The sequence below is a fragment of the Amycolatopsis sp. QT-25 genome (assembly GCF_029369745.1).
Taxonomy (GTDB): Bacteria; Actinomycetota; Actinomycetes; order Mycobacteriales; family Pseudonocardiaceae; genus Amycolatopsis.
In genome coordinates, this window is the sequence record NZ_CP120210.1 from 7,494,026 (window position 1) to 7,515,805 (window position 21,780).

At 67.7% G+C, this 21,780-nt stretch carries 27 protein-coding genes and 1 pseudogene; 12 read left to right on the forward strand and 16 right to left on the reverse strand.

Translation table 11 applies throughout. The features are described from left to right. Positions 1-22: 22 nt before the first annotated feature. Complete coding sequence (locus P3102_RS35135) at positions 23-715, reverse strand: methyltransferase domain-containing protein (RefSeq protein ID WP_276364956.1); 693 nt, start codon at positions 713-715, stop codon at positions 23-25. A 39-nt stretch (positions 716-754) separates the two neighbouring features. Here P3102_RS35135 and P3102_RS35140 point away from each other — a divergent pair, with 39 nt between their 5' ends. Further along, positions 755-2,599 carry a prolyl oligopeptidase family serine peptidase gene (locus P3102_RS35140; protein WP_276364957.1) on the forward strand — a complete coding sequence of 615 codons (1,845 nt, stop codon included), beginning with the start codon at positions 755-757 and terminating at the stop codon, positions 2,597-2,599. Between the two features lie 15 nt (positions 2,600-2,614). Here P3102_RS35140 and P3102_RS35145 read toward each other — a convergent pair whose 3' ends face one another. The 5 genes from P3102_RS35145 to P3102_RS35165 form a co-directional block, all read right to left on the reverse strand. Then, positions 2,615-2,800, reverse strand: a complete 186-nt coding sequence (locus P3102_RS35145) for a 2-hydroxymuconate tautomerase (protein ID WP_276364958.1) — start codon at positions 2,798-2,800, stop codon at positions 2,615-2,617. Positions 2,801-2,810: 10 nt separating this feature from the next. Then, positions 2,811-3,437 (reverse strand): TIGR03085 family metal-binding protein, encoded by a 627-nt coding sequence (locus P3102_RS35150; protein WP_276364959.1) that lies wholly within the window; start codon positions 3,435-3,437, stop codon positions 2,811-2,813. A 207-nt stretch (positions 3,438-3,644) separates the two neighbouring features. Further along, a complete protein-coding gene (locus P3102_RS35155; RefSeq protein ID WP_276364960.1) occupies positions 3,645-4,121 on the reverse strand; it encodes a DNA starvation/stationary phase protection protein in 477 nt (158 codons plus the stop codon). 57 nt (positions 4,122-4,178) lie between these two features. Further along, a complete protein-coding gene (locus P3102_RS35160; protein ID WP_276364961.1) occupies positions 4,179-4,601 on the reverse strand; it encodes an organic hydroperoxide resistance protein in 423 nt (140 codons plus the stop codon). Positions 4,602-4,740: 139 nt separating this feature from the next. Further along, on the reverse strand, positions 4,741-5,316 hold the full coding sequence (locus P3102_RS35165; RefSeq protein ID WP_276364962.1) for an NAD(P)H-dependent oxidoreductase: 576 nt from the start codon (positions 5,314-5,316) through the stop codon (positions 4,741-4,743). 148 nt (positions 5,317-5,464) lie between these two features. Here P3102_RS35165 and P3102_RS35170 point away from each other — a divergent pair, with 148 nt between their 5' ends. Further along, positions 5,465-6,511 carry an alpha/beta hydrolase gene (locus tag P3102_RS35170; RefSeq protein WP_276364963.1) on the forward strand — a complete coding sequence of 349 codons (1,047 nt, stop codon included), beginning with the start codon at positions 5,465-5,467 and terminating at the stop codon, positions 6,509-6,511. A 517-nt stretch (positions 6,512-7,028) separates the two neighbouring features. On the opposite strand, the gene P3102_RS35175 is transcribed toward P3102_RS35170, so the two are convergent. Beyond that, entirely contained in the window at positions 7,029-8,471 is a 1,443-nt protein-coding gene (locus P3102_RS35175; protein ID WP_276364964.1) for a catalase, read from the reverse strand. Positions 8,472-8,674: 203 nt separating this feature from the next. Between P3102_RS35175 and P3102_RS35180 the strand changes: the two genes are divergently transcribed. Next, positions 8,675-9,817: an MFS transporter gene (locus P3102_RS35180; protein WP_276364965.1), complete on the forward strand. Its 1,143-nt coding sequence runs from the start codon at positions 8,675-8,677 to the stop codon at positions 9,815-9,817. 31 nt (positions 9,818-9,848) lie between these two features. Here P3102_RS35180 and P3102_RS35185 read toward each other — a convergent pair whose 3' ends face one another. Beyond that, a complete protein-coding gene (locus tag P3102_RS35185) occupies positions 9,849-10,220 on the reverse strand; it encodes a hypothetical protein (RefSeq protein ID WP_276364966.1) in 372 nt (123 codons plus the stop codon). Positions 10,221-10,335: 115 nt separating this feature from the next. Beyond that, a pseudogene (locus tag P3102_RS35190) lies at positions 10,336-10,725 on the reverse strand (RtcB family protein); the annotation flags it as partial. Between the two features lie 60 nt (positions 10,726-10,785). Between P3102_RS35190 and P3102_RS35195 the strand changes: the two are divergent. From P3102_RS35195 to P3102_RS35230, 8 genes are all read left to right on the forward strand, one after another. Then, positions 10,786-11,976 (forward strand): hypothetical protein, encoded by a 1,191-nt coding sequence (locus tag P3102_RS35195; protein ID WP_276364967.1) that lies wholly within the window; start codon positions 10,786-10,788, stop codon positions 11,974-11,976. Positions 11,977-12,001: 25 nt separating this feature from the next. After that, positions 12,002-12,238 carry a hypothetical protein gene (locus tag P3102_RS35200; protein ID WP_276364968.1) on the forward strand — a complete coding sequence of 79 codons (237 nt, stop codon included), beginning with the start codon at positions 12,002-12,004 and terminating at the stop codon, positions 12,236-12,238. A gap of 126 nt (positions 12,239-12,364) precedes the next feature. Beyond that, entirely contained in the window at positions 12,365-13,606 is a 1,242-nt protein-coding gene (locus P3102_RS35205) for a helix-turn-helix transcriptional regulator (protein WP_276364969.1), read from the forward strand. 128 nt (positions 13,607-13,734) lie between these two features. Next, the gene (locus tag P3102_RS35210; RefSeq protein WP_276364970.1) at positions 13,735-13,902 is read left to right on the forward strand and encodes a hypothetical protein; all 168 of its coding nucleotides are present in this window, start codon (positions 13,735-13,737) and stop codon (positions 13,900-13,902) included. Next, complete coding sequence (locus tag P3102_RS35215) at positions 13,899-14,147, forward strand: hypothetical protein (RefSeq protein ID WP_276364971.1); 249 nt, start codon at positions 13,899-13,901, stop codon at positions 14,145-14,147. Before P3102_RS35210 ends, P3102_RS35215 begins: the two co-directional genes overlap by 4 nt. Before the next feature lie 342 nt (positions 14,148-14,489). Next, a complete protein-coding gene (locus P3102_RS35220) occupies positions 14,490-14,741 on the forward strand; it encodes a hypothetical protein (protein ID WP_276364972.1) in 252 nt (83 codons plus the stop codon). After that, positions 14,738-14,995, forward strand: coding sequence for a hypothetical protein (locus P3102_RS35225; protein ID WP_276364973.1), 258 nt, complete (start codon positions 14,738-14,740; stop codon positions 14,993-14,995). Before P3102_RS35220 ends, P3102_RS35225 begins: the two co-directional genes overlap by 4 nt. Before the next feature lie 267 nt (positions 14,996-15,262). Then, positions 15,263-15,409, forward strand: a complete 147-nt coding sequence (locus P3102_RS35230; protein ID WP_276364974.1) for a hypothetical protein — start codon at positions 15,263-15,265, stop codon at positions 15,407-15,409. A 148-nt stretch (positions 15,410-15,557) separates the two neighbouring features. Here the strand turns inward: P3102_RS35230 and P3102_RS35235 are convergent, their stop codons facing one another. From P3102_RS35235 to P3102_RS35265, 7 genes are read right to left on the reverse strand one after another with little or no spacing between them, the layout of a single operon-like run. Continuing rightward, entirely contained in the window at positions 15,558-15,896 is a 339-nt protein-coding gene (locus P3102_RS35235; RefSeq protein ID WP_276364975.1) for a hypothetical protein, read from the reverse strand. After that, positions 15,893-16,651 (reverse strand): hypothetical protein, encoded by a 759-nt coding sequence (locus P3102_RS35240; RefSeq protein ID WP_276364976.1) that lies wholly within the window; start codon positions 16,649-16,651, stop codon positions 15,893-15,895. Before P3102_RS35240 ends, P3102_RS35235 begins: the two co-directional genes overlap by 4 nt. A 6-nt stretch (positions 16,652-16,657) precedes the next feature. Next, complete coding sequence (locus P3102_RS35245) at positions 16,658-17,506, reverse strand: collagen-like protein (protein ID WP_276364977.1); 849 nt, start codon at positions 17,504-17,506, stop codon at positions 16,658-16,660. Further along, positions 17,503-17,850, reverse strand: coding sequence for a hypothetical protein (locus P3102_RS35250; RefSeq protein WP_276364978.1), 348 nt, complete (start codon positions 17,848-17,850; stop codon positions 17,503-17,505). Before P3102_RS35250 ends, P3102_RS35245 begins: the two co-directional genes overlap by 4 nt. A gap of 26 nt (positions 17,851-17,876) precedes the next feature. After that, a complete protein-coding gene (locus P3102_RS35255) occupies positions 17,877-18,635 on the reverse strand; it encodes a hypothetical protein (RefSeq protein WP_276364979.1) in 759 nt (252 codons plus the stop codon). Between the two features lie 17 nt (positions 18,636-18,652). After that, positions 18,653-19,792, reverse strand: coding sequence for a hypothetical protein (locus P3102_RS35260; protein ID WP_276364980.1), 1,140 nt, complete (start codon positions 19,790-19,792; stop codon positions 18,653-18,655). Then, positions 19,792-21,009 (reverse strand): hypothetical protein, encoded by a 1,218-nt coding sequence (locus P3102_RS35265; RefSeq protein ID WP_276364981.1) that lies wholly within the window; start codon positions 21,007-21,009, stop codon positions 19,792-19,794. The genes P3102_RS35260 and P3102_RS35265 overlap by 1 nt, the downstream gene beginning before the upstream one ends. Positions 21,010-21,062: 53 nt before the next feature. Here P3102_RS35265 and P3102_RS35270 point away from each other — a divergent pair, with 53 nt between their 5' ends. Continuing rightward, positions 21,063-21,758, forward strand: a complete 696-nt coding sequence (locus tag P3102_RS35270) for a hypothetical protein (protein ID WP_276364982.1) — start codon at positions 21,063-21,065, stop codon at positions 21,756-21,758. The last annotated feature ends 22 nt before the right edge of the window (positions 21,759-21,780 follow it).

Below are 21,780 nucleotides of genomic sequence, written 5' to 3' on the forward strand. Positions count from 1 at the left end.
CGTCACCGAGCGGCCGAAGGTCTCAACGGGTGGCGAGGAGTTCGGTCCAGCATTGCGCGAAGTCCCCATCGCCGGAGCGCGCCCACGACCAAGCCGAGCGAGCGGCCGAAGCGAGCTGGTCGCGGTCCGGGGTCGTCGCGGTTTCCAGCGCCGTCACCAGCCGTTCCTCCACGTATGTGGCCAGCGCCCGATACGTCGTGTCCGTGCGGTAACGGGTTTTCGTTCGCACGTCGGTGAAACCGGCGGCGGTGACCGCCGCGGGCAGTGCGCGTCCGGCGAACGGGTCGCCACCCGCGCGGCGGCACAACAGATAGTGCCCGCGGAGAGCGGCGTCGACGTTCGCCGTCTTCGGCCGCAGGCGCGCCCGGCTCCAGTCCGATGTGGACAAGGCGAGTGCTCCGCCGGGTTTCAGAATCCGCCGGAGCTCGGCCAGCGCGGCACCCGGTTCCCGCAGGTGCTCGAAGACGGCATGCGCGAAGGCCACCTCCACCGAAGCGTCGGCGAAGGGCAACGCGCGCGCGTCACCCAGCAAAAAGTCCACTGTGGACTTTCTGTGGCCGGTGCCGATACCGAGGGTGATCGATCCGGCCCCGCAGCCGACGTCGACGCACCCCATCCCCGGCCCGAACAGCGGTTGCGCGAACACGGCCCGTTCGACCGTCTGACGCGCGAACCGCGCGGACACCGCGGCGCGCGGCGGGTTTCCCTCCAGCACCCCGCACACAGTACGGCTCCGGGGTGGCAGGATCGAGGGGTGAGCACGCAGCCAGGCACTGAATATCCGCCCGCGGCGGTCCCGGACCGCCTGTTCGACGACGCCGAAGCCGAGGCCAGGTGGCGGGCCCGCTTCCGCGCGCCGCGCATTTCGGTCCCCGAGTGGGCCATCGACGCCCCCGACGCGAACATCTACGTCTCCAACGCCAGCGGCGTCTGGGAGGTCTACTCCTGGGACCGCTCGACCGGCGAGCACCGCCGCGTCACCGACCGCCCCAACGGCACCATGCACGCCACCCCGTCCCCCGACGGTCGCTGGATCTGGTGGTTCGACGACACCGACGGCGACGAATTCGGTTCCTGGGTCCGCGAACCGTTCGCGCCGGGAGCCGCCGCCGAGCGCGCGGTGCCGGACGTCCACGACGGCTATCCCGCCGGGCTCGAGATCGGCACCAAGGTGGTCGCCGTCGGCGTCTCGACCGACGACGGAAGCGCACTTTTCGCCCATATCGACGGCAAGACCACCAGTTTCTACCACCACGAGGACGACGCGGGGATCGCTTCGCTGTCCCGCGACGAGTCGCTGCTCGTGATCTCCCATTCCGAGCACGGTGATTCACGACACCCCGCGCTGCGCGTCCTGTCGACCGACGGCTTCACCACCGTCGCCGACAAGTGGGACGGCGAAGGCAAGGGCCTCGGCGCGCTCGAGTTCTCGCCGGTCGCGGGCGATCAGCGGTTGCTGGTGCTGCACGAACGGCGCGGCCGTGAAGAACTCCTGATCTGGGACACCGCCGCGGGCACCGAGCGGGAGATCGAGCTCGACCTTCCCGGTGAAGTGGTCGCGGGCTGGTATCCGGACGCGCGGGCGCTGCTGGTCGTCCACTTCCATCAAGGCCGCAGCTCCCTTCACCGGTACGACCTCGAGAGCGGCGAATTGTCCTCTTTGGACACCCCGCCGGGCAGGATCGGCGGCGCCGGCGTGCGGCCCGACGGCACCGTCGAGTATTCGTGGTCCAGTGCCGCGCAGCCGACGGCCGTGCGCGCGCGGACGGCGGACGGCGAAGACTCGGTGCTCCTCGAACCGCCGGGCGAGCGCGCCCCGGGATCGGCACCGGTCACCGACGCGTTCGTGGAGGGGATCGGCGGGCAGATCCACGCCCTGGTCTCACGGCCGGCCGACGCGCCCGAAGGTCCGCTTCCGACGGTCTTCTCCTTGCACGGCGGGCCGCACTCGGCCGACGAGGACCGGTTCTCCGCGTACCGCGCCGTCTGGCTCGACGCGGGATTCGCCGTCGTCGAAGTGAACTACCGCGGCTCGACCGGTTACGGCTCGGCCTGGCGTGACGCCATCGAAGGACGTCCCGGCCTGACCGAGCTCGAAGACGTCGCCGCCGTGCACGACTGGGCCGTCCAAAGTGGACTCGCTGATCCGGCCAAATGCGTGGTGAACGGCGCTTCGTGGGGTGGCTACCTGAGCCTGCTGGCACTGGGCACCCAGCCGGCGCGCTGGGCGGCGGGGATCGCCGGAGTTCCCGTCGCGGACTACGTCGCCGCGTACGAGGACGAGATGGAGCAGCTCCGCTCCTTCGACAGGGCACTGTTCGGCGGTTCGCCGGAGACGGTGCCGGCGGTGTATCGGGAGTGCTCGCCGATCACCTACGTCGAGGCCGTCACGGCGCCGGTGCTGGTGCTCGCCGGGGACAACGACCCGCGCTGCCCGATCCGGCAGGTCGAGAACTACCTCGACAGGCTCGCGAAGCGGGAGATCCCGTTCGAGTTCTACCGGTTCGACGCGGGCCACGGTTCGCTGGTGATCGCCGAGACGATCAAGCAGACCGCGATCGAGGTGTGCTTCGCGCAGCGGGCCGTCGGGCTTCGCTGACCCCGGCGAACGAGGTCAGCGCTCGGAGAAGAGAGTCCCGCCGGACGCCCAGTGTTCGGCGGGAACCTCGGTGATCGTCACCCAGACGCCTTCGGGCTTGCCGCCACAGGTGCGGACGAAGGCATCGGTCACCTCGCGTACGAGGGCCTGCTTCTGCTCGGCCGTACGGCCGGGGAACATCGAAACGCTGATCATCGGCATGGCCGAAACCTTAGAGCCCGCGGTCGTGCTTGCGGAGCCTGTCCACCGCGTAAGCGTCACCCTCGAAGGTGAGACGGACGGCGTCGCGACCGAAGACGAACAGCAGCAGCTCGATCGGCGCGCCGATCACCGTCACCGTGTCCGGGCCTTCCTTCACCCGCGCTTCGCGGCCTTCGGGAGTCTTCAAGATCACGCCGACCGGTGCTTTGCGTAAGTTCAGCTTCGATGCCTGCTTCGCCGACTTCCACGCCGCCGCGTCCCGCGCGGGCGCGGCCGGGCGCGGCTCCCAGCCGGGCTGTCCCCGGCGGACGTCCTCGTGGTGCACCAGGAACTCCGGGCCGTTCACCACCTCGTCGAGCGCGCCGATCGACGTCGGCCAGAACCAGGCGGGGCCGGACCGGACCTTGCCGACCACCTCGGACCAGGGTCGCGCGGCGTAGGCGTCCTGCACCCGCTGCGTGTACGACGCCAGCGCCGGGACCAGGATGCCGGGCGCCGCGTCGGGCCGTCGCTCGCGGACCAGCAGATGCGCCGCCAGATCCCGCGTCTTCCAGCCCGTGCACAAGGTCGGCGCGTCCGGGCCGACCTCTTCGAAAAGCTCGCTCAACGCACGACGTTCGTCTCCGGCGACTCCCATGGCCCCGACGTTACGCGCCGGTAGGGCCAGGGGAAAACCGGCGTGCCGCGACGCACCCGGCTCAGTGATGGACGCGGTCCGCCGGCGCGGGCCGTGCTCGAGTTCGGGTGGCAGGCCCTCGATTGCCTTGACGGGCAAAAAACGGACCGTTCCTCGCGAAGGTGGCAAGGAACGGTCCGTTCACGGCGCTCGGCGGGAGTGGAAAGGTCAGGCCTGCTGCGCCTGCCACATCCAGTGCGCCTTCTCGAGCTCCTGGGTGATCGCGATGAGCAGATCCTGGGTGACCAGGTCGCTCTTGTCGGTCTCGTCGATGCGCTTGCGCAGCCGCTCGATCAGCGCGGCGAGGATGTCGACGATCGCGGCGACCGTGGACTCGACGGACTGCCAGTTGTCGGGATAGGCCGGGAGCCCGGAGCTCTCCACGACGGCCTTCGCCTGGCCGTTCGGCGAGATGCCGATGGCGTTGGCGCGTTCGGCGACCTCGTCCACGTACTGGCGCGCGGTGGCGACCAGCTCGTCGAGCTGCAGGTGCGCGCTGCGGAAGTTCGCGCCGACGACGTTCCAGTGGGCCTGCTTCGCGATCAGCGACAGGTCGACCAGATCGACCAGCGTGGCCTGCAAGGCGTTACCGGTGATCTCCTTGTCGGCGTCGCTCAGCGGACTCTTGATCGGAGACTTGCCCATCTTCGGTCTTCCTTTCAGAAATTGGCCGGTTCGGAAATGGACCCGCCGCGGACGGGATCAGACCGTCGCGGACAGTGCGACCTCGATGTTGCCGCGGGTCGCGTTCGAGTAGGGGCACACCTGGTGCGCCTGCTCGACGAGCTGATCGGCCTGCGCCTGTTCCAGGCCGGGCAGCGAAACCTTGAGCGCCACACCCAGACCGAAGCCCGCGCCCTGCTTGAGCACGCTGACCTCGGCGGTCACGGTGGAGCCGTCCAACGTCACCTTCGCCTGGCGCGCGACGAGCTGCAACGCGGAGTGGAAGCAGGCGGAGTAGCCGGCGGCGAAGAGCTGCTCGGGGTTGGTCTTGTCCCCGCCCGGGCCGCCCATCCCCTTCGGGATCGCCAACGACTCGTCGATGACGCCGTCAGAGGACGTGACCTCACCGTTGCGGCCGTCGCCGCGAGCGGTGGCCACAGCGGTGTACAGAGCCTCAGCCATTCTTCGCCTACCTCCTGGTCTCAAGACACGCCCCGTTGAGCGTCTCTTGGGTGTCAACGTCCCGCGACCGCGAAACCTTGCCACCCCCTGGCAGGCATCACGTCCGGGAACTACCCGGACGTGACCGGAGGCAAACCGGCTAGTGACCGGCGCGACTCGACGCGAACTCGGCGACCTGGCTGCCCAGCAGGCGAAGGGTGCGGACGCTCTTCTCGTCCGATGCGCCGCCCGCTTCGTCGAACTTGGTCTCCGCGGTGTTGATCGAACCACCCAAGGGGGTGGCCCAGCCACGCAACGCGTGCGTGATCGTGCGCAGTTGCTCCAGCGTGGTGACCGCTGCCTGCCAGCCGAACGCGACGGCGGCGAGGCCGACCGCGCGGCCGTCGAGATACGGACGGGTGTCTTCGCGCAGGTCTTCGACGTAGTCCAAGGCGTTCTTGACCAGACCGGACAACGCGCCGTGGTAGCCGGGCGAGACCACGATGATCCCGTCGGCCCGGCGGATCGCCTCGACCAGGCGCACGGCCCGTTCGGGCCGTTCGGTCGACGCGGTGTCGTAGAACGGCAGCACCAGCTCGGGGCCGGAGATGAGCTCGGTGGTGACTCCCGCTTCGGCCGCGCCACCCAGCGCGATGCGCAGCGCGCGCTCGGATTGCGAACCGGCCCGCAGGGAGCCGCCGATACCGAGGACATGAACCGCGTTCGTCGAAGTCACGCTTTCGAGGCTAACCCCTCGACTTAAGTGGAGAACCAGGATGTGGACCGGAGGTCTGCGTCACACCTGTTCGCCGCAACGGCCGAGATGCTCGCTGGACGGCATACCTACTCGAAAGTAACCTGTCCGGAAGCCCCCAGGAGGAAGTATGGCGACACCGCTCCAGATCCGTGCCGAGGCCGCGTTTTCGCAGCTGGCGTTCTGGCTCCCGAAGCCGGTCAGAAGGGTCATCGCCGGACCCCCGCTCCGCCTCGACGGCCAAGAACTCGCGCTCGACGCCCAGCTTCTGCTCCGCCTGCAGAAACTGGTGAAGGCATCGTTGGTACGGGGAAGTGTCGAAGAGTCGCGCAGCATGCTCCTGGCGAGCAGGCATCTGGTCAGCGGACAGCCGATCGAACCGGTCGCCACCCGGGAGCTGCTCATTCCCACCGGTGACGGCGACGTGCCCGCCACGCTCTACACGCCGGCCGGGCTGCCGGATCCGTCCGCGCTGCTCGTGTTCTTCCACGGTGGCGGCTGGGTGGTCGGCAGCCGCGCCTCACACGACAACACCGTCCGCTATCTGGCGAAACAGGCGGGCGTGCGGGTTCTTTCGGTGGAGTACCGGCTCGCGCCGGAGACGCGGTTCCCCGGTGCCACCGAAGACGCGATCGCGGCCTTCGAGTACGCCTTCGCGAAGGCACGCGACCTGGGTGCCGACCCGGCCCGCATCGCCGTCGGCGGTGACAGCGCGGGCGGGAACCTCGCGGCGGTCACCGCGCAGCAGGCGGTGAAACGCGGCGGCGGAGTCCCGGCGTTCCAGTTGCTGTTCTATCCGGCGACCGATTTCACCGTGCGCCGCCGCTCCCGGGAACTGTTCGCGAAGGACCTGTTCCTCACCGATACGGACATGACCTGGTTCGAAGGGCATTACGTGCCGAAGGGCACCGATCTCCACGACCCGAAACTTTCGCCGCTGCACGGCGACGTATCCGGCTTGCCGCCCGCGTATATCGCGACGGCCGGTTTCGACCCGCTGCGTGACGAGGGCGAGGCGTACGCGGAGAAGCTGCGGAAGGCCGGGGTCCCGGTGGCGCTCAGCCGCCAGCCGGACCTGATCCACGGGTACGTCAACTTCCTCGGCGTCGGACGGCGGTTCCGGGAGGCGACGGCCGAAGCGGCGGGCGCCCTGCGGCTGGGTCTCGCGCCGAAGTGATTGCCAGAGCCCGAGTGAGGAGGAATGTCCCCACTCGGGCTCTGGCCCCCATATCGTGTTCCGCCGCCCTGCACGGCGGAACTTGACGCCTTCCGGTCTTCGCCAGGGCAGTGTCGCCGTTCCTTCTCTGCCTCCCGACCTCTGAAACCTGACGAGATAATCGATACCCGCCGCGTCGGCCGTACACCACCCGATCACCGGTCAGGACGGTTCCCGATCCTCACGTGCCGGATTCGTTTCCGGCGGAAGCACCCGTAAGTGATGAACGTCGAAACCCGGCGCCTCCCCCTCTAGATCATCTTTCGCCGCCTCTTTACGACCATCCGTCACCGGCCGACCCGGTCGTGCGGTTCGTTCACCCACAGCGGGACGACCGGCGGTCGTTTCGCTTCATCACTCCGTCGGACAGGCGTGTCGCCACCTCCGGGTTCACCGGCGAGCGGAGACAGGAGAACGCCCCCGGCGCGGGCACCGGGGGCGTTCCGTGGTGGGAGCAGCCTCTCCGAGGAGAGGTCCGTTACTCGCGGAAGGCGTCCGCGACCTTGTCGCCGAGGTCCTTGTCGACGTTCCGCCAGTACTGGAAGACCCGCTCGAGCACCGGACGCGAGACGTCGTTCGAGGCGTGGCCGATGATGTTGTTCGCGAGCCGCTCACGCTGCTCGTCGTCCATCACCTCGCGGACCAGCGTGCCCGGCTGGCCGAAGTCGTCGTCCTCGGCGTGCAGTTTGTACGCCGACCGGATGACCTCGTCCTCGATGCCGTAGCCCGACGCGGTCTCGGAAGCGATCTCCGCGCTCGCGTGCGGCCCGCCGTAGGAGTTCGGCGCGTACACCGGGTCGCCCGGGTTGTGGTAGCGCATCGCGCCGTCGCGCGAGTAGCTGTTCACCGGGGACTTCGGCGCGTTGACCGGCAGCTGCGTGTAGTTCGCGCCGATCCGGTAGCGGTGGGCGTCCGGGTACGCGAACAGGCGGCCCTGCAGCATCTTGTCCGGCGACGGACCGATGCCCGGCACCAGGTTGGACGGCTCGAACGCGGCCTGCTCGATCTCCGCGAAGTAGTTCGCCGGATTGCGGTCGAGCACCCAGCGGCCGACCTTGATCAGCGGGTAGTCGCCCTTGGGCCACACCTTGGTCAGGTCGAACGGGTTGAAGCGGTAGTCCGCGGCCTCGGCGTAGGGCATCACCTGGACGTACAGCGTCCAGCTGGGGTGCTCGCCCTGCTTGATGTGCTTGAACAGGTCCCGGATGTAGTAGTCCGAGTCCTCACCGGCGATGCGGTCGGCGTCGGCCTGCGCCAGGTAGCCGATGCCCTGATCGGTCTTGAAGTGGTACTTGACCCAGAACTTCTCGCCGCCGGCGTTCTCCCACAGATAGGTGTGCGAGCCGAAGCCGTCCATCTCCCGCCAGTTCGACGGGATGCCGCGGTCGCCCATCAGCCAGGTGACCTGGTGCGCCGACTCGGGGCGCAGCGTCCAGAAATCCCACTGGATGTCGTGGTCGCGCAGGTGGTTGTCGGCGCGGCGCTTCTGCGAGTGGATGAAGTCGGGGAACTTGATGGGGTCGCGGATGAAGAACACCGGGGTGTTGTTGCCGACGAGGTCGTAATTGCCCTCGGCGGTGTAGAACTTCACCGCGAAGCCGCGCGGGTCACGCCACGTGTCGGGCGAGCCGGTTTCGCCGGCGACCGAGGAGAAGCGGGCCAGGCTCTCGGTGCGCACACCGGGCTGGAACAGGGCGGCCTTCGTGAACTGGCTGACGTCTTCGGTGACCTCGAGGAACCCGTGCGCGCCGCCGCCCTTGGCGTGCACGACGCGTTCCGGCACGCGCTCCCGGTTGAACTGGGCGTTCTTTTCGATCAGGTAGTGGTCCTGGAGCAGGATCGGGCCGTTGGCGCCCGCCGTCAGCGAGTCGTTGTCGCTCGCGACGGGGATGCCCACGTTGTTCGTGGTCGGCAAACTCACCCAGTGCCTCCTGGTTCGTGGTGGTGGAGCGATCAGCTGCCTCCACTCTCCCGCGTAATCTGGAATCAGTCAAGAAAACTTTCAGGCCGGATGACCGAGACCGAGAAAAAAGTTGCAAACGCTCACTAAGTTACGTTCTCATCGGACGTATGGCCCTCGCTCCGTACCGTCGCGTGTTAGCCGTGCCCGGAGTTCCCAGCTCGATGCTGTTGATGTTCCTGGCCAGGCTCCCGATGACGGCCATGGGCGTGACGATGACGCTGTATGTGGTCGACGACCTCGGCCGCGGCTACGGCGCGGCCGGGCTGGTCGGTGCCGCCACCACGCTCGGCAGCGCGATCGGGGCACCGCTCGTCGGCCGGTACATCGACCGCTACGGGCTGCGGCCGGTGGTCGCGATCTGCGGGCTGGCCTCGTCGGCCTTCTGGATCAGCGCCCCGTATCTGCCGTATCAGGCGCTGCTGGCGGTCGCGCTCCCCGCGGGGGTGCTGTCGGTGCCCGCCGGAACGCTCGCGCGGCTGGTGCTCACCGCGCTCGTGCCGCTGGAGCAACGGCGGGCGGCCTACTCACTGGACACGATCCTGGTGGAAGCGTCGTTCATGATCGGACCGGCGGCGGGGATCATGGCGATCACGCAGCTGCCCGCAGTCTACGCCCTCACCGGCATCGGGATCTGCTTCGTGATTTCGGCGACGCTGATCTACCGGCAGAACCCGCCGATCCGCGCCGAAGCCGACACCGAGGTGCACACCGGGGAGCGGCCGACCGTGCGGAGCTGGCTCACCGGACGGCTCGTGATGGCGATGTTCATCGCCGCCGGCGCGCTGTTCTGCCTGATCGGCATGGAACTCGCCGCCTTGGCGACGCTGCGCGCGAGCGGCGACATCGGCTGGTCCGGGCTGCTGATCACGCTGATGTGCGTGGCGTCGGTGCTCGGCGGCGCGATCCACGGCGCGGTCCGGAGGTCGCTCTCGCAGGGCACGCTGATGCTGCTGCTCGCGGTGCTCACCCTGCCGGTCGGGCTGATCACCGAGCCGTGGTGGCTGCTGGCGATCGTGCTGTTCCCGAGCAACGTGCTGTGCGCGCCGACGCTCGCGGCGAGCACGGAGACGGTCAGCGCGGCGGCGCCGCCGCGGGTGCGCGGCGAGGCGATGGGCCTGCTGGACGCGGCCAGCCGGATCGGGCTGGCGATCGGGAGCCCGATCATCGGGTTCGTGATCGACCGATCCGGCCCCGGCTGGGGTTTCGCGGCCGCGGCGCTGGGCGCGCTGGCGATCGCTTCGGTCGGCTTGTTCTGGCGCCGCTCCCGCACCCCCGCCCGGGTGCCCGCGCTCACTTCCTCCTGACGCAATTCGGCACCTGGTTGCGGGAGTGAGGTCAGGCGCAGACCTTGCGGAGGGCGTCGACCCGGTCGATGTTGCGCTTGGTCCAGTCCGCGATCTTGCCCGCGTCCTGGATGTTCTCCTTCTGGACCTGCAGGTACGAGTCGGCCATGCCGGTGAGCGCACCCGCCACGTTCTGCTCGCCGACGCTGTTCGCCAGCTCACGCAGGCGCTTCTCCTTGTCCGCGGCCCGCTCCTTGATGGTCGCCGGGTCCGGGTTGAGGTCGACGAGGCTGAGCGCCTCGGCGCACGCGCCGACCTTCGTCGCGGCCTTGTTCGTCTGATCGACCGCGTTCGTGACCTCGCTGCAGCCCGCCAACGCGAGTCCGGCGGCCGCCAGGAGCGCCGCGAATCCCCACCTCTTCATGACTTCAATGTAGCCAGCCAGGCGAAGTTTGTCCGTTGAGGGCGGCGGCGGACGGGGTCCGGGGTAGCGAGGAACATGGGTGGTGTGCCGGGTTCCTCCGGCACACCACCCCGCTTCACCCCTTGACGCAGATGACCTGCTTCAGGTGCGCGACCACCTCGACGAGGTCGGTCTGCGCCTTGATCACCGTTTCGATGTCCTTGTACGCGGCCGGGATCTCGTCCACCACACCCGAGTCCTTGCGGCATTCCACCCCGGCGGTCTGCGCGGCGAGGTCTTCGGTGGTGAACAGCTTCTTGGCCTTGTTCCGCGACATCCGGCGGCCCGCGCCGTGCGACGCGGACTGGAAGGACGACGCGTTCCCGAGGCCGCGCACGATGTACGAACCGGTGCCCATGCTGCCCGGGATGATCCCGAGGTCACCCGAACCCGCGCGGATCGCGCCCTTGCGGGTCACCAGCAGGTCGACGCCGTCGTAGGTCTCTTCGGCGACGTAGTTGTGGTGGGTACAGAACCGCGCTGACCAGCACCGGAGCCCCGATTCTGGGGCAGATCTGGGGCAAAAATGCTCGCGTTCGACCTCTACCGGCCGCATATTCGGCCGGCCTTGGCTGTCGTCACCGACCCGCCGGTCGCCCGGTTCACGCGGGCGCCGTACGTGCACGCCGTCGCGGCCTATCTCGTCGTGCGGGTCCTCGGCGTGGCGATGCTCGCCGTGATGGCGGCGCCGCGCGACCTGCCGCTGCTCGAGCGGTTGAGCGCGTGGGATGGCTGGTGGTACCTGCAGATTGCCGAGAACAACTACACCGGCGTGCCCGGACCGCTCGACGCGGCGGGCGAGTTTTTCCCTGCCGCGCCAATGGGTTTCTTCCCGCTATACCCCGGCGCCATGCGGGTGCTCGGCGAGCTTGGCGTGCCGTTGTTGGCAGCCGGGCTGATCGTGTCGACGGTCGCCGGCGTCGTCGCCGCGTGCGGCCTGCAGCGCATCGGCGAACGGGTCGGTGGGCAGCGCGTGGGCCTGGTGCTCGTCGTGATGTGGGCGGGCGCGCCGATGTCGATCACGCAGTCGATGGTGTACACGGAAAGCCTATTCGTCGCGCTCGCCGCGTGGGCGTTGGTCGGGGTCCTCGAGCGCCGGTTCGGCATGGCCGCGGTATGCACGATGTTCGCCGGGCTGACCCGGTCGACCGCGGCCGTTCTGGTCGCCGTCGTCGTGGTCGCCGCGGTACTCGATGCCGTGCGCGGTCGCGGCCGCGGCCGGTGGCGGCTGCTTGGATGGGCGGCGATCGCGCCGTTGGGATTGGCCGGCTACTGGGGATTCGTCGCGGCGCGCACGGGCAGCCTGACCGGGTGGCAGGACATCGAACTACGCGGGTGGGGTGTTCGGTGGGACTGGGGTCGTGAAGCGGCCGAGTACACGGTGCAGCTGCTCACCCAGGAAGGCAGCCGGTTCGAGACGCTCGTGTTGGCCGTGACGGTCGCTGCGGTGGTCCTCGGCGTGGTCATGATCGCGCAGCGATTGCCGTGGCCGCTGGTCGCGTACGGGATCGGCGTCGCCGTCCTCGCGATCGGTACCGCCGGATTCCCTCAAATGCGGGGACGTTTCTTGCTGCCCGCGTTCGTGCTACTGCTGCCCATCGCCGTCGGCCTGGCGAAACGTCGCCCCTCGACGGCAGTAGCCGTGGCCGGGGCGTTCGTCCTGTTCGGCTGCTGGTACTCGGCGTACTCGCTCACCGCGTGGCAGTACGGCATCTAATCGAGTCTGTTCCTTGGAGGACGCTATGAAAATTCGTATCGAGGGCACCACGCACGAGACCGAGGCGGCCGCAGAGTTGCTGCGAGAGGTGTTCGACGTCCGCGAGGTCAGCCGGTTCTACCCGAACCGCGGCCGGTCGACCCTCGGCCGGGTCTATGTCGATGTCGAGTTCGCGCGCCCGATCTCGGTCCGAGCGACCGCGACGCGCGTCGAGTACTCCGACCAGCAGGTCACAGGGAAGCGACCGAAGCAGCTGCGGTGAGATATCGCGACTCTCTGTCACGATACTTGTGCAGTATCGTGGTGTTGTACCTCTTCGCGGAGGGAAGCCCCCGGCTGATCACCGGGGGCACGCGAAGGGGTCGACTCCGCGAATGAGGGATGCAGCATGTCCGACTCGACCAGATTTGACGGCCAGTCTGACGAACTCCGGCGGTTTGGCGCCCGAGTCCGAGAGATTCGAAAATGGCGTGACCTTAGTGTCCGCACGACTGCTGATCTTGCCGGGCTCTCCTATGGCTTTGTGGCCAAGGTAGAGCGTGGCGAGAAACCGGTGAACAACCGGCAAACGCTGGAGGCACTGGCCCTAGCGTTGCGGGTAGACCCCGGCGAATTCACCGGCGTTCCCGAGAAAGCAGGACGTGCGACAGTCGATTCGTACGATGCCGCGAACACGCTAGGCGACCTTCTTAGTGGCTGGTGGGTTGGCGAGGTTCCGGACGCTCCCGGTCGACCGTTGCCCGAGGTTCTATCCGGACTGATGGAATTTCACGCCTCGCGGAATCGTTCGGGAAAGTCTGGCGCTGGTGACTATCCAACCCAAGTCGCGAAGCTGGCACCGCTGATCCGTGATCTGCTCGCGATCGCGGCCGACCCGGTGGTCGGCCGCCAGGCTCTCGCGCCGCTGCTGACCGCGTACCACGTCGCGGGCTCTATCTCCGCGCGGCTTCGGGTGCCGAGTATGCCGTCGATGGCCGCGGAGCGTATGAAACAGGTAGCCGATCTCCTCGACGATCAGGTGTGGCAGTCGGTCGCGGCTTGGGGTCGAGCACATTTCATCTCGTCCACAGACCGGCCGCGACAGTACGCACTCGCCGTGTCGGCTGCTGATGCGGCACCGCCGGATCGGTTGGAGACGCGAGGAATGTCGAACCTCACCGCCGCTCTGGCCGCGGCCGCCCAGGGTAAGGGCGATCTCGCCGAGACTCATCTGTCGGAAGCTGCTGCGCTCGCTGAGCGAATCGAGCCGGACGTGTCGCCGTGGCCTGCAGGGATCATGCAGTTTGGCCGAACGAATGCCGGCATCTTCCATGTGTCGATCGGCGTCGAGCTAGGGTATGGCCCTCGTGTCGCTGAGATCGCGGCGACGGTACGCCCGGAGACCATCTCGGCCGCGCGGGCGTCGGCGTTCTGGACAGACTTCGGACGGGGTCTGATGGAGTCCCGTAAGCATCGAGATGCGGGAGTCGACGCGTTGCTGCGAGCCGAGTCGCTAGCGCCGTCGCAGGTGTACCGCAACCAGTTCGTGCGCGCGGCGGTATCGCACGCTCTGCCCACGGCGCATCGAGACGCGACCGGCCGAAATCTGCGAGGTTTGGCCTGGCGTATGGGGCTTGCCCCAACCGGGTGAAGTAGACCGTTTGTGTCCCAGCGGGACACAAACGGGCGCCATTCACTCTTAGTTTCTCCGCCGTGACTACACGGGGATGGCGAATCGAGCGGCCGCAGCAGATTAAGGACGTCAACGGACGACCTGCCGTGATCACGGTCGGTGTCGTGCGGGATCACTCCGACCATTTCCGGGTGGCTCTCGCACTGAACGACGGGCCAACGCTGCTCCTCAAGTCCGACCAGCGCGACGTGTTGGTCGGACACCTTGACGCTGCCCGCAACGCGGCGGATCGCCTCGAGCGGAACGACCGGTGAGCGTCAGCACGCAGCCCGCCATGAAGGGGCGGCGGCATCTTCGGGAGTTGGCCGGTGTCGGCCTGACCGGGCAGCGTGTCGACATCTTGACCGGTGTGGTTGAGACCCCGTCGTCGGGCCTGTCGCCCGCGCTGCTGGTCGGGGTGTGCGGGCTGGTCGTCGACGAGATGCTCGTCGAGGGCCTGGTGACTGCACTGCAGCAGGCGGCCGAGGACGCGCGCCACGGTGGTGAGCCGCTGTGGTGAGGCATTCCTTGGCGACGCGGCGCGGGCTGGTCGGTCGGCGACGTCGCGTCCCGACGCAGCACTCGGTGGAGGTCCCGTGTGTCGCGGATGAGTACGAGTGGCGGCAGTTCGCCGGAACGTCGCACCTGTACCTGACTGCACGACTCGCGGACGAATGGGCAACGACTGTGGTTGCGTGGTGCGAGCGGCGGCGGCCGTGGCCTGTCGGTCACGAGCGTGGCGAGGTCGGCCGTATGCGCCTCGACGCGCGGCACCGTGCCGTGGTGGGCAGCTGCGAGGACTGCGAGCACCTGCAGCGGTTGGCGCACATGGACGCGCGGCACCGCGCACGGGAGGCGCGTCGTGCACGAGCGTGACCTAAAGCTGCTCGCCGGGTTGGCGCACGTCAACGCGGAGATTGGGGATGTGACTATCGCCCTGCTCGTGACGCAGCCGGACGAGGCGGAGTATGCCGCGGCGCTTCGCCAAGTCGGTACCGACCTTGCTCGGGTAGGTGCGTCGTTGATGTACCGGGCGCACGAACTCGACGGCAGGCTGATCGATCCCGGCGACACCCTGACCGACCCTGCAGCGCAGGAAGGCAACCCGCCGTGACCGCGGTCGAGGTGGGCAGCTTCGAACACTTCCTCGCCGAGGTCGGCGCGGGGCGTGTGTGGGTTCTGGGGTTGGGCGCCGGCGCCGGGTCCGCCGAGATCCTCGTCAGCAAGGGTGGGATCAACGCGCCGGAATTCGAGGATCGCGGCTACCTGTACCGCGCCCTCGACGACGGCGACGTGCGAATACACGGCGGCCGTGTGGTCCTTGCTCGACCGGTGGCGGGCCGCGGCGAGATGTCCTCACCGGCTTGACCACCACCTGAAGAAACTCCCGGCGTCGCGCAAACCCTCGAGCGACGTCGGGCCGCCCGGTCAGTCTCCCTCCCCAAGGGCTATGGGCTGACCGGGCACCTAACGCCCCGTCGTTGGCCGTGTTCCTGACGGCGGGGGCCTGGTATCACCGGGCCGGCAACTGCCCGTCGCCACTTCCCAGGCATGTGATTCGGCGGCGGGCGCCGGGGGCGGGGCGGCAAGTGCCCCGCCCCCGGCAACCCCCACCGAAGGAACGAAAGGATGCATGTGGCTGACCGGGCAGAACAGGCGAAGGCGAACCTCAAGAAGGCGTTGGAAGAGGAGAACCTCGAAAAGATCATCGTCGCGGCGAACTTGAAGAAGTGGGCCGAAGAGGCTGAGGCAGAGAAGAAGAAGGCGGCCGAGAAGGACTAGCGAGACTCCGCGACGGACCGGGCCCGTACCTGATTGCCAGGTGCGGGCCCGTCGTCTGCGGTCGATCGACGAGGTCAGCCACCGGACACGGAAGAGTGGCCGCCCCCCGTGCCCGTCGGGGCGGGCACGGGGGGCGGCCGAGGGTGTATCAGGGGCGTGGCGGGGGCGGGTCGTCGAGGACGTTCTGCGGCCGGCCTGGCTCGTCGCCTTGGGCGGCGACGTGGGCCTGCAGGTCGCCGAGCCACTCGGCGAGGTCGGTCGTGTTCCGCGGTGCCCGCCACGTTCCGATGGCGGCGAGGACCAGGGCGATACCGGCCGCGCCTTGCGGGCCGACGTCGACCCCGACGGCGTCGAGGATGGACGCGACCCCGACCCCGGTAGCGCCACCGGCGACGGCGCCGATGAGTTTCCAGAACCGGCGGGCGGTCGCGGCGAGCCGGGCGCCGAGACCGGGTTCGTCGACCGGGCCGCCGTGCTGCGCGGTCACGCGATCGCCTGAATGAACACCGACACGGGCGAGGCACACGAGTACCGCAGGTGGACCTTGGTCGTGCCGCGCGGAATCGGGATCACCTCGCCTTCCTTGATCTCGGTACGCCACCGAACCGGGTCACCGCCGGTGCCCTGACCAGGAACGGCGCTCCAGTTGTAAATGTGACCGCCGTGGATCACGGACTTTGACGCGAGGATGAGACTCACGTCAGCGTTCGGCGGGACGGCGAGAACTTCCTCGGTCTCGCCCATCGCAGCGGGAAGGGTTGCCATGTTGTCCTCCGTCATCAGAATGCGGCCGGTGGGCCGGGGTGGTGTGGGCGGGTTCGGGGCGCCGGCGGCGCCGAGGTTCCACAACACGGTGGAGTCGGCGCGGGATCCGGCGACGACGGACACGTGCACGTGCGAGGTGTGCGGGTTCTGTCCGTTGTAGGGCCTCCATCCGCTGCCGGGTGTCCAGATGCGCCGGTTCCAGATCACGTACTTGAGCCGCGGGTCGGCGTGCGTGGTGAGCCGGTCGACGAGCCACTGCCCGTCAAGGTCGCCGGGATCGTGGGTGAAGTCCCGCGCGCACACCTGATACCGCCCGGCGCTGTTGCGGTAGTCGTTCGGGTTGTGGTCCGAGAGTCGGGCCGAGTGGTCAGCGTCGCCGATCGATCCGTCGGACGCGCGTGAGCGGTTCGGCGCGATGGCGTCGACCTGACCGAGCAGGATGTCGAGCCCGTAGGCGGGATACCAGGGTTTAGCCACAGGTCCTCACTTTCTGGAAATCGAGGGGAGCGACGGGGTCGTGCCGGGCGGCGGGGTGCTCGGATAGGTGGTCACGACGCAGGTGAAGACGTCCGCCGTGCCACCACCGCCGGTGGACACGGCCAGTTGCGCAAACGTTCCGCCGCGCGGACACAGCGCGTCCGGGTTGTCGCGCAGGTAGGCGGCGAACGCGGAGTGAATCTCCTCGGCGGTGGGTGGGCGGCCGGGGTCGCCCGGATCCCCTTTCTCGCCCTTCGCCCCCGGCGAACCGGGCTCACCGGCTTTCCCCGGTTGGCCTGGCTGCCCGGTCTCGCCTCGCGGACCGGCGGGGGGCGGGCTGGTGGCCAGATATCCAGCGACCGCGGTGGAGATCTGCAGCGGCGTCGGGCCCGGCGGACTCAGCGGGTTTGCCGCGAAATACCGGGCGATCGCACCACCGAGGTCAGCCGCGCTCGGACGGGTATCGGGCAGTGACGCCAACACCCGCGCGGTGGCGGCTCCGACGATCACGTCCGTGTCCGGGGCCTGCCCTGGTTGCGGGATCGCGACGGTCGCCTGCCCGCGCGCACGGAGTTCGGCATTGGCGCGGTCGCCGGCGGACTTCGCTTCGTTGGCCTGCGTGCGCAGAACCGACACCGCCGCATCCGTGCTCGCCTGGTAGTCGTACAGCCCCGTCAGGGCCCACACCGCACCGGCGGAGACCACCAGCGACAGCAGCGCTACCGCCACGGCCAGCCGCGGCCAAGAGTGGCGCCACACCTCACGCCGCGCGGTGACGGCGGCGGACTCGTCCGCGCCTTCACGCACAAGCGCCAAACCCTCGGCGAGCTTGTCGTCACGCTCCTGACGCGTCATGGCGCCAACCTCCCGTCCCAGCCCCGGCGGTGCAGCTCCGCCTCGAGTTGCCTAATCCGCTCCTGCAGTTGATCGATCCGCCCCAGTAGTAGGTCGTTCTTCTGTTCGGCCTCGTCCAAGTCGGCTTGGGTGGCGTCGCGCCACTCACGCAGGATGGATTCACCGGCCGAGGTCTTTTCCACGGTCGGCGGTGGATCGGGCGCTTTCCCGATCCGGCCTTTGGCCTTCTCGACCCACACGGGACTTTTCGCGGCGACGTAAGCGACCAGCAAGGTAACCAGGCTTGTCGCGGCATAGACCCACCACGGCAATCCCGGCGGGATCGCTTCAGCAGCAACGGACACCGCACCCCCTCGACCCGTAGATCATGTCACTGTCGCATGTAGACACTCTCGACTTGACAGAACGTGGCACCCGCGCCACCGGTATCGAGGGAGCACGTCAGATCCACGGTGACGTCGTTCTGATCAAGGAATGCCGAGATGTCGAATGGACCCTGCGTGTTCCCGGAGTAGCCGGTTTGCGTCCACGTCCCGACGGTGGTGTTGTTGAACTTGAGCCGATAGCGCGGAATATGTGTTGTTCCCGCCGCGCGCCCCCACACTCCGGTGATCTGCACGTACTTGTGCAACACGGACGCTTCGCCTCGCCACAGGATCTTTTCCGTGGCGATTTGGCTGTTGTCTAGCCACATGTCGTTGTAGGTGTAGCCGAGACCGGGGTCGGCCACGTCCTCTTGGTGGGTCACGAACCTGGCATACATCGGGATGGGCAGCCACGGGCGCGCCATCCCGCCGGAACCTGCGGCGTTGTCGGAAAACAAGATCACGTTGTTCTGGTCTCTCATCGCGAAGAACGGCTGACCCGCGAAGAAATTTGATTGCAGGACAACGGATCCGTTCTCACGGTTCAGGTTGAACACCTGTTTGCCGTCGCTGTTCGGCCCGATATAGAGGATCTGCGTTCCCTGGTCGTCGACTACCTTGAGAAAACTGTCGTCGAGCAAAGTGATGCCGCCTCGGCGGATGATCGCCGAGGTGAGGCCGGACAGTTTGCGGAACGCCTCGAGCGCGCGCTCGAGCTTGGATACCCGGTCGACCAGGTTCGACGGCTGATTGAGCTGCCCCACAGTGTTTCCCTTCGGTGTCAGGCGACGTCGTCGAGCAGCGGGCCGCAGGTGAGCCGCACGGTTTCCTTGTCCTCGCCGGGCGAGATGGACATGCCGATGATCCGCAGGCTGGTGTCGATCCCGGTGGGCACGAAATCGTCCTCGATGATCACGTGCGCGTCGTCGCCGAGTCCCCATTCGCCGACGATCGGTGACCGGTCGCCGCGCACCTCCAGTTGCGGCAGGACCACCGGCAGACGCGAGGCGAACAGGTCGGCATCGGCGTGCTGCTGCAGCGTGTCGACGTTCGACACGGTGGTGTAGGCGGTCTCCGATTCGATGAGGGGGAAACCGCCGGCGTAGCGGCTGGTGTCCTCGGCGACGGCGATCAGGGTTCCGTCGTCGGATCCCTCGCCGGTGGCGTAGCCGCGGGAGGCGTAGCGGGTCGCATCCGATGGCCACGTGTAGTCAACCAAGTTGGCGCCGAACTCCCACACCCACGGCGATCCTTGCTGTCCGAGCCACGGTGTTCCCTGCCGGAAAAGCCTTGTGGGCCTGCCGTTGGTGTCGGGCCCGCCGGAGTCGAACATCATGTCGGCGCCGCCCTCGACCGCGGCGAGCTGCCGCAGCGCCTCCCCCACCCACGGCAGTTCGTATCCGGCGTACTGGCGGGTTCGGTCGATCAGCGACAGCGACGTGTCGCCGACGATGCCGAGATCGCCGCCGGTGTGTACTTGTGCCGAGGCGACCAGTCCGCGGGCGATGTCGTTCTGATCGCCGCTGAACGTCAGCCGCAGTTCGGCGATGTCGTAGGCGGGCGCCACCGGAAAACTCAGCAGCGGCACCACCTTGCGGTGATCGAAGTACGTCCACCAGTCGCCGCACCCGATCTCGACCGTGCGCGAGGTCGAGTTGTATCGGCGGGTCCAGATGATCCCGCCCCACATCACCTTGTCGTCGCGGTAGACGTACAGGCACCGGCGGCCGGGCATCGTGAGGTCGTACGGGTCGCGCACCTTCCGGAACGGGTTCGTCCGTGACTCGACGGAGAATGCCCCGCGCGCCGCCCCGGAGTCGTTGAGCCGCTTGGAATACTCCACACCGGACAAGGGGAGTTCGGCGAGCGGGGCGTTGGTCAGCAGGTCGTGCACCATGTAGGTGTAGAGCGGCGCGGCCATCAGATACCGATGTCCTCGATGAGCAGTTCACGGACCCGGACCGAGTCCACGCTGCCGGTGCCGGAGTTGACGAACGACGAGACTCCGAACGTGACTTGCCCGGTAAAGGTCGCGATCCAGTACGACTCGCGGGTCACGGTCCGGAAGGAACCGGGTGGCGCGTCGGTGTGCAGCTGCAGTTGCGTCGAGCCCGCAAGGTCGATCGTGCCGCCCGCCTTGTACCGGTACTGCACGTTGAGGATGTTCGAGGCGCCCGCCTCGCTGCGCACGTGCGTGACCTTGTACCGGCGACCGTTCACTACGGTGCCGGTCGCGGTCTCGGACTGGATCAGGTTCGCCGTCGTGATGCTGCCCGCACCGGTGAACGTGCCGTAGGCGATCACACCGCGCGGGGCCGCGGCGTTGACGAGACTGATCGTGGCGTTCCACGCGGACCCGGTCCACCGGTACAGGACGTTGTCGGTGGTGAGGATCGCCAGTTGCCCGGCGAACGGGTGGGTGATGTCGGCGAGCGACCCGGTGGTCACGGTGCCCTGGCACTGCCACGTGCCGGTGGTCCCGTTGTAGACCTCGGTCCATCCCTTGTCGCGGCGGTAGATCGTGAGCCCCGGAACCGCCGGCAGTGCGGCGCGTTCGGTCACGTTCGCGACCGGGACGACACCGCCGAGTGCGACGACGCGCGCCGGGCGCAGGTCGTCGATGATCGCGCCGGTGATCGTGGTCGCCCCGGCGCCGATCCGGATCCGCGCCAACAACAGATAGTCCGGATACAGCCCGCCTTGAGTGGGGTCGGGGTCGACCGGGCTACCGGCCGCGGTGCCCTTGACCCGCATCACGGTGTACGCGGTGGAGCCGTCGGCGTAGTAGGTGTCGGTCTGCCGGGCGATGATCAGGTCGCGCCTGGCGTTGGACGGGTCGGCCGGGTCGGTGCCCAGCACGTTGAGGGTCTTGTCGGCGTCGAGCGTCGCGATGTACGGGCCCATGCCGCGGGTGGCCGGGATAGCGGCCTGGAACGCGGACACCTTGACGTTGACGTCCGGGGTCGGCGCGGTCGCGGCGACCAGTCCCGGAGTTCCGGCGGCGTTGATGATCCCGACGCTTTTCGCGGTCGCGGTCGCGCCGGGCTGCAGTAGCGCACCGAACGCCACGCGGGAATCCTCGGCGTCGACCACGCGGGTAGCGCCGTTCATGGTCGCCCAGCTATCACGCTCAGCCACGGCGGAACCTCCGTTCTCGTAACGCTCTGGGGTCGAGCGGGGATAGTTGGCTCATGGATCAAAGGTGGAAGCGCGCCGCACTCGTGGGTGCGGGCGTTCTCGTGCTTGTCGTCGCCACTGTTGTGACATGGGGCGTCCTGCAAGAAAAGAAAGCGGATTGGTTCTCCGCTTGGGCATCTGGAGCAAGCGCCATCGTTGCCACCTTTGCGTTACTCGCCGCAGGCGTGGCAGCCAACGCAACTATTGCAACGAACCGCAACCAGTCCGAACAACTAAGAAGACTGGAGGAAACAAATCAACGGGAGCTGGCATCTAAGTTCGGCGTCTGGATAGAGGATAGATATCCTAATTTCGGGTATGTCCACAGTTGGCGTCACCAAATTCATTACCACAACGCCGGACCTCTGCCTATGTTCGCCGTCGAGGTGCTCATTCATTTTGGAAATCAGACGCTCAAGATCACGCGCAATACTCTTGCGCCCACCAAGGAGGTAACGGAAATCCAGTCGGCCAGCAACTCAATGCGCGATTTCGTCACTGAAATAGCTGCAGAAAGACTGAAAGAGTTACGTCCTCAGGAAACTGAGCCCGACGAAATCAGTAGCGAGTGGCAGGATTGGTCCGAAAAAGTTGAGCATTTGAGGACCACTTTACTAAAGTGGACCGAACTTTCGTTGTCGGTAGAATTTTCCGATGGTGAGTACCGGTGGCGACGAGAAGCCAATGGATCACTTTCTCGTATCTCTTAAGAAGACTGCTCACGTCATCGGA